We start from the raw sequence: 6333 nt of genomic DNA on the forward strand, positions 1-6333 counted from the left end.
CCGGGGCCCCGGTGGACTCCTCACGGACCGGGCGCTCCGGTGGATCGGGCGGATCGGGTATCCGCAGCGCCACCGTCTCCTCGTCGACGGGCGGCAGGTACGCGGTGTCGTCGGAGGCACCGCCGTAGGGGTCCTGCGGAGCGCCGTCGTACCGGCCGTCCCCGAACGTGCCGGGCGCCCCGTACGGCTGCTGCCCGTACGGGGTACCCTGCTCGCCGCCGACGCCGTATCCGGAGTAGTCCGTGAAGGACTCCCCGTATCCGGCACCGGACTCGCGCTCGGGGCGCAGCGCGGTCACGCCGTGGCCCTGCCCACCACCGGGGCGAGCCCCGCCGATCTCGCCACCGCGCCCTCGTCACCGCACTCCGCCAGCCAGTTGGCCAGCATCCGGTGCCCGTGCTCGGTCAGCACCGACTCCGGATGGAACTGCACGCCCTCGACCGGGAGTTCACGGTGCCTCAGCCCCATCACGATGCCGTCCGGCGTTCTGGCCGTGACCTCCAGCTCCGCGGGTACGGTGGCCGGTTCGGCGGCCAGGGAGTGGTAGCGGGTCGCCGTGAAGGGGGAGGGCAGGCCGACGAAGACGCCGCGGCCCGTGTGCTCGACCGGCGAGGTCTTGCCGTGCAGCAGCTCGGGCGCACGGTCCACCACCCCGCCGTACGCCACCTGCATCGACTGCATGCCGAGGCAGACCCCGAAGACCGGCACCCCGGTCGACGCGCAGTGCCGCACCATGTCCACGCAGACCCCGGCCTCTTCGGGGGTGCCGGGTCCGGGTGACAGCAGCACGCCGTCGAAGCCGTCCTGCGCGTGCCCCGTCGACACCTCGTCGTTGCGCAGGACCTCGCACTCGGCGCCCAGCTGGTACAGGTACTGGACCAGGTTGAAGACGAAGCTGTCGTAGTTGTCGACGACGAGAATGCGCGCGCTCACTGGTTGTCCACCGTCACATCGTTGAAGGGCAGCAGCGGCTCGGCCCACGGGAAGACGTACTGGAAGAGGAGGTAGACCACGGCGATGATCAGCACGAGTGAGATGAGCGCCCTCACCCATCCGTTCCCCGGCAGATGCCGCCAGATCCAGCTGTACATGCCGTCCCTTCCGTCGTACCACGGCACCAGACCCACGCCGTAGCCACCAGACTAGCGGCGCGGCGCCTCCGGTTCCCCTGTGTCCACAGGCTGTGTGCGGCCCCGGCGGGCCCGGGCGCGTGCACCCGGAAGTACGTGCCGCGGGGGCGATCGCCTCGATCTCCGCGGGCGCGGTCTCCCGCGGGCCCCCGGCCGCTACCCGACGGGCTTCGCGTGGTGCAGGTCCACCGTGCCCGAGTAGCCGGGCAGCGTCACCCGCCCGTCGTCCTCGACCTTCCAGCCGAGCCCGTAGACGTTGACGTACACCATGTAGTTCTGGATCGCCGGGGAGGTCGTGAGCGCCTTCTTCAGCTTCTCCGGGTCGCCGACCGCCGTGATCTTGTACGGCGGCGAGTAGACGCGTCCCTGGAGGATCAGGGTGTTGCCCACGCAGCGCACCGCGCTGGTGGAGATCAGCCGCTGGTCCATGACCTTGATGCCCTCGGCGCCGCCCTGCCACATCGCGTTCACCACGGCCTGGAGGTCCTGCTGGTGGATGACCAGGTAGTCGGGCTGCGGCTCGGGGTAGCCGGGGAGCCTTGCGGTGGCGTCCGGCGGGGCGTCGTCGAGCGTGACCGTGATCGCCTCGCCCTCGAGTTTCCGCGTGCCCGCGCGTTCCTCCAGGGCGGCGAGTCGGTCGTCCTCCGCCCGGGTGCTGCCGTCGTCGCGCTCGGCGAGGGCCTCTATGTCCTTGCGCAACACGCCGTTGGCCTCCTCCAGCTCCCCGTTCGCGCGGCTGCGCTCGTGGATCAGGTCGGACAGCCGCAGCAGCGAGGCGTCCGTGCGGATGTTGGTGCCCTTGGCCGTGTGGAAGCTGGTGAAGAAGATGAGCCCCGCGAGCGCGAAGACCCCCGCGGTGAGGACGCGCACGGGCCGGAAACGGTGTCGGCGGGCGGGTCTGGCTTCCGTCCCGGGGAAGTCGGCAGAATTGCTCAACGTACCCTTATCTCCTTCGGCGCCGCGGAAGCACTACGCTAACGGACGCCCGGGGGAGCGCTCAGAGTCCCCTTGTACGCTGCTCCGAGCCCGACCCAGTTCCCTGCGCGGCCACGCAGCGCATCGACAGGAGAGACCCTCGTGCCGAAGTCACGTATCCGCAAGAAGGCCGACTACACGCCGCCGCCGGCGAAGCAGACGACTGCTCTCAAGCTGACCAACCGCGCCTGGGTCGCGCCGGTGATGCTGGGCCTGTTCCTCATCGGACTGGCCTGGATCGTCGTCTTCTACGTCACCGACGGCTCGCTGCCCGTCGACGCCCTGGGCAACTGGAACATCGTGGTCGGCTTCGGCTTCATCGCCGCCGGGTTCGGCGTCTCGACACAGTGGAAGTAGGGCGCGCCGCGCGGTGAGCGCGGTTCTGCCCCGCACTGTCCACAAGCCCTGCCCAGAGCCGTCCACCAGCTCTGGGCAGGGCTGTCCACTGAGTTATCCACAAGCTTTTCCACATGGGGAAAACAAACCCCGATCTGTGGATAACTCATCAGAGGTTGACGCCGGTGTGACAAGACCACCGGTGACCGAAAATTTGTTCGTCGCTCATCTGACCTGCATCAACAGGGGGCTACGGCCCTGGACGCCAGGGTCTCCGCACACTGTGCACAAGATTCACCACCCACTGTGGACAACCCTGACGCTCAGGTGAGCTGCGCCGTCCTCAACAGGACCAGCAGAACCACCACGGCCAGCACCAGTGCACAGGTGCCGTACTGGATCAGTGCCCTGCGCTCGCGCGGGGCGTGGACCATGGCGTACCCGATCACGACACCGGCGACGAGCCCTCCGATGTGCGCCTGCCAGGCGATGTTGAAGCCCGGGCTGAAGGTGAAGATCAGATTGATCACCAGCAGGGCGATGATCGGACGCATGTCGTAGTCGAGGCGGCGCATCAGTACGGCCATCGCGCCGAAGAGGCCGAAGATGGCGCCGGAGGCGCCGAGCGTGGCCGTGGTCCCGGAAGCCAGCAGATACGTCAGCGCGCTGCCCGCCAGCCCGGAGATCAGGTAGAGCGCGAGATAGCGCGCCCGGCCGAGGGCCTGCTCGAGCGGTCCGCCGAGCCACCACAGGCCGAGCATGTTGAAGGCGATGTGCCAGATCGCCTCGTGCGTGAACATCGAGGTGAACAGGCGGTACCACTCGCCGTCGGCCACTCCCTCGGTGGGCAGGAACGGAGCCGGCGGCCAGACACCGATGAGGTACAGATCGCGCAGCAGCGAGGGTCTGATCTGCACGGCGACGAACACCGCGAGATTGATCCCGAGAAGGATCTTCGTGACCAGCCGGGGATCGGCGACGACGGTGCCGCCGGCGATCGTGCGGGGCATGGAGGCCGTGGGGGCGTGTCCGGTGCCCGAGCCGCTGCGGACGCACTCCGGGCACTGGAAACCGACCGAGGCGTTGACCATGCACGCGGGGCAGATCGGACGCTCGCAGCGGGTACAGCGAATGCCGGTCTCGCGGTCCGGGTGGCGATAGCAGACGGGGACGCTCCGGGCGTCCTGCGGGCTGCCGGCAGCCTGGTCGTCCATGGGCACCCCTCGGTCGTGTGGAAAAGCCCCGCCCCGCCCATCCTTACGGATGAGCGGGGCGATTGGTTCCCCTCTGCGGGCTTTCGCTCTCCGGGGAGCGGGGGCTCAGCCCTCGCGGATCTCGACCGACTCGATCACGACGTCGTTCACCGGACGGTCGGTGCGCGGGTTGGTCTGCGTGGAGGCGATGGTGTCGACGACCTTCTGGCTGGCGGCGTCGGCGACCTCGCCGAAGATGGTGTGCTTGCGGTTCAGCCATGCCGTCGGGGCGACGGTGATGAAGAACTGCGAGCCGTTGGTGCCCGGGCCGGCGTTGGCCATCGCCAGCAGGTAGGGCTTGTCGAAGCGCAGATCCGGGTGGAACTCGTCCTCGAACTGGTAGCCGGGGCCGCCGGTGCCGTTGCCCAGCGGGTCACCGCCCTGGATCATGAAGCCGCTGATCACCCGGTGGAAGACCGTGCCGTCGTAGAGCTTGTCCGTGGACTTCGCACCGGTCTGCGGGTGGGTCCACTCCCGCTCGCCCTTGGCGAGCTCGACGAAGTTCTTGACCGTGATGGGCGCCTGGTTCGGGAAGAGCCGAACCTCGATGTCGCCGTGATTGGTCTTCAGGGTGGCGTAGAGCTGCTCAGCCACAATGTGCCTTCCGTTGTCTTTCCGTGACTCCCTGATCCTCGCACGGACGGGGCGCGCAGTCGCCCGTCGCCCGGTCACCGGGGGAAACCGAGCCGTTCCGCTTGCGGAAAACCGGTCGAGCGGTCCCGTGGCGGGGGCGCACGGCGGCGATCCGTGGCATGGTCGGCACCGAGCTTCCGTTGCTCCGGATTCATCCGCCCTTGCCCTCGATATCACCAGGGAGCGACTCCGACGGCACCCGGATGCCCGTCCGCGCATGCTTCACGGCGCCGCGGCAGGCATGATCCGTAAAAGGGTGGAAAGTCGAAATACCGTACGCCACCGAGGAGGAGGAACCCGTGACCCGCATCGACAGCGTGCGCGCCGCGACCGGTTCGGCGAAGGAGAGCGTGCTGCACGCCGCGGACGTGGTGGCGCCCTACGCCGACTCGGCCAAGATCAGGGCCGCGCACTACGCGCAGGAGGCACGCGTACGGCTAGCGCCCAAGGTGACGCAGGCCGCCGGACAGGCCCGCCTCCAGTACGGCGCCCATGTGCAGCCGTATCTGGAACAGGCCCGGACGCATGTGCCGCCGAAGGTCGACCAAGCCGCCCACGAAGCCGCCATCCGCACCCGCAAGGCCGCCCGGCAGGCGGCGGAGTACTCCCGGCCGAAGATCGAGCAGGCGCTGGCCGTGGCCGGACCCGCCAAGGAGGAGGCCGCGGCCCGCAGTGCGGCCGCGCTGGCCGCACTGCGCAGCCAGGTCACGGCCCAGCAGATCCAGAAGCTGGCCCGCAAGCAGCAGCGGCGGGCGCGGGCCGGCCGGGCCGCGAAGATGGCCCTGGTCCTGGGCGCCGTCGCAGGAGGCGTCTTCGCCGCCTGGAAGTGGTGGGACAAGCAGGCCAATCCGGACTGGCTGGTGGAACCGCCGACCGCGACGGATGTCTCGGAGTCGGCCACGCTGACGTCGGTGGACGGCAGCGGCGGATCCACGCTCGACCCCGAGGTCGAGGCGAAGGAGGCCGAGGAGGAGTCCTCCAAGCGCGACGACCAGCCCTGACGCGCGACCGAGGTAACAGCGCGGTGGGGCAGGAGACTTGGACGTCTCCTGCCCCACCGCGCTGTTCCACGTGAAACAGGACCCCTCTCACCGCGTTTCCGCAGGTGAGAGGGGTCCGATGGTGGAGCCTAGGGGAGTCGAACCCCTGACATCTGCCATGCAAAGACAGCGCTCTACCAACTGAGCTAAGGCCCCGGACGGGAAGCGTCCACCAGGAGGAAGCACATCCCGGCGGGCGCCGGTGACCAGAGTACCGGGTCCCCCCGGGGATTCCGCAAAAAGATTGGGGGTCCCCGTGACCAACCACTCTCCGTAAGATGCTCGACGTGGTTCGCTACAGCGAACCACGGTTCCTGGGGAAGCGATGGGGAGACGCAATGGACGCCGCACAGCAGGAAGCCACCGCAAGAGCGCGGGAACTGCAGCGGAACTGGTACGGGGAGCCGCTGGGGGCGCTCTTCCGTAGGCTCATAGACGACCTCGGTCTCAACCAGGCTCGTCTCGCGGGGGTCCTGGGGCTGTCCGCACCGATGTTGTCGCAGCTGATGAGCGGCCAGCGGGCGAAGATCGGAAACCCCGCGGTGGTCCAGCGGGTACAGCTGCTGCAGGACCTGGCGGGACAGGTCGCGGACGGCAGCGTCAGCGCGGCCGAGGCGACCGAGCGCATGGAGGAGATCAAGAGGTCTCAGGGGGGCTCGGTACTCAGCAACACCACCCAGACGACGAGCAGTTCGGGTGCCCCCACGGTCAAGCGGGTGGTCCGTGAGATCCAGTCCCTGCTGCGTTCGGTGGCGGCCGCCGGCGACATCATCGAGGCCGCCGACACCCTCGCCCCCACCCATCCCGAGCTGGCAGAGTTCCTCCGGGTCTACGGGGCCGGCCGTACCTCCGACGCGGTCGCGCACTACCAGGCCCACCAGAACTGAGCCCCCCGCCCGGCGGTCGAAGGGGGTTCGGCCGCCGGGAAGCGTGTGCGAGTCGGGGAGCCGTACCGCTCGTCGAGGG

Annotated in this window: 8 protein-coding genes, 1 tRNA gene and 1 pseudogene; 3 read left to right on the forward strand and 7 right to left on the reverse strand. The window is 69.1% G+C overall.

The features are described from left to right. The 4 genes and pseudogenes from B7L92_RS33965 to B7L92_RS33980 form a co-directional block, all read right to left on the reverse strand. Positions 1-298: pseudogene (locus B7L92_RS33965) on the reverse strand (class E sortase); the annotation flags it as partial. Next, positions 295-933, reverse strand: a complete 639-nt coding sequence (locus tag B7L92_RS33970; RefSeq protein WP_081241096.1) for an aminodeoxychorismate/anthranilate synthase component II — start codon at positions 931-933, stop codon at positions 295-297. The gene B7L92_RS33970 and the pseudogene B7L92_RS33965, both read right to left, overlap by 4 nt. Continuing rightward, positions 930-1091: a hypothetical protein gene (locus B7L92_RS33975; RefSeq protein WP_086015610.1), complete on the reverse strand. Its 162-nt coding sequence runs from the start codon at positions 1089-1091 to the stop codon at positions 930-932. The genes B7L92_RS33970 and B7L92_RS33975 overlap by 4 nt, the downstream gene beginning before the upstream one ends. Before the next feature lie 195 nt (positions 1092-1286). Then, positions 1287-2066 (reverse strand): DUF881 domain-containing protein, encoded by a 780-nt coding sequence (locus B7L92_RS33980; protein ID WP_081241097.1) that lies wholly within the window; start codon positions 2064-2066, stop codon positions 1287-1289. 141 nt (positions 2067-2207) lie between these two features. On the opposite strand from B7L92_RS33980, the gene crgA reads away from it, so the two are divergent. After that, the gene (gene crgA, locus B7L92_RS33985; protein WP_004985881.1) at positions 2208-2462 is read left to right on the forward strand and encodes a cell division protein CrgA; all 255 of its coding nucleotides are present in this window, start codon (positions 2208-2210) and stop codon (positions 2460-2462) included. A 302-nt stretch (positions 2463-2764) separates the two neighbouring features. Here the strand turns inward: crgA and B7L92_RS33990 are convergent, their stop codons facing one another. Next, positions 2765-3655 carry a rhomboid family intramembrane serine protease gene (locus B7L92_RS33990; RefSeq protein ID WP_081241098.1) on the reverse strand — a complete coding sequence of 297 codons (891 nt, stop codon included), beginning with the start codon at positions 3653-3655 and terminating at the stop codon, positions 2765-2767. A 105-nt stretch (positions 3656-3760) separates the two neighbouring features. Beyond that, the gene (locus B7L92_RS33995; RefSeq protein WP_004985884.1) at positions 3761-4288 is read right to left on the reverse strand and encodes a peptidylprolyl isomerase; all 528 of its coding nucleotides are present in this window, start codon (positions 4286-4288) and stop codon (positions 3761-3763) included. Positions 4289-4626: 338 nt separating this feature from the next. Here B7L92_RS33995 and B7L92_RS34000 point away from each other — a divergent pair, with 338 nt between their 5' ends. Next, entirely contained in the window at positions 4627-5328 is a 702-nt protein-coding gene (locus tag B7L92_RS34000; RefSeq protein ID WP_081241099.1) for a DUF5324 family protein, read from the forward strand. A gap of 119 nt (positions 5329-5447) precedes the next feature. On the opposite strand, the gene B7L92_RS34005 is transcribed toward B7L92_RS34000, so the two are convergent. Next, positions 5448-5523: transfer RNA gene (locus B7L92_RS34005), tRNA-Ala, on the reverse strand. Between the two features lie 182 nt (positions 5524-5705). Here B7L92_RS34005 and B7L92_RS34010 point away from each other — a divergent pair. Next, positions 5706-6254, forward strand: a complete 549-nt coding sequence (locus tag B7L92_RS34010; RefSeq protein WP_004985889.1) for a helix-turn-helix domain-containing protein — start codon at positions 5706-5708, stop codon at positions 6252-6254. Positions 6255-6333: the final 79 nt, after the last annotated feature.

This window comes from Streptomyces viridosporus, assembly GCF_002078235.1.
GTDB lineage: Bacteria > Actinomycetota > Actinomycetes > Streptomycetales > Streptomycetaceae > Streptomyces > Streptomyces viridosporus.

Excerpts from the sequence above, each read along its gene's own strand:
- B7L92_RS34010 (WP_004985889.1), top strand. The coding sequence starts at position 5,706 with ATGGACGCCGCACAGCAGGAAGCCACCGCAAGAGCGCGGGAACTGCAG.
- B7L92_RS33975 (WP_086015610.1), bottom strand. The coding sequence starts at position 1,091 with ATGTACAGCTGGATCTGGCGGCATCTGCCGGGGAACGGATGGGTGAGG.
- B7L92_RS33990 (WP_081241098.1), bottom strand. The coding sequence starts at position 3,655 with ATGGACGACCAGGCTGCCGGCAGCCCGCAGGACGCCCGGAGCGTCCCC.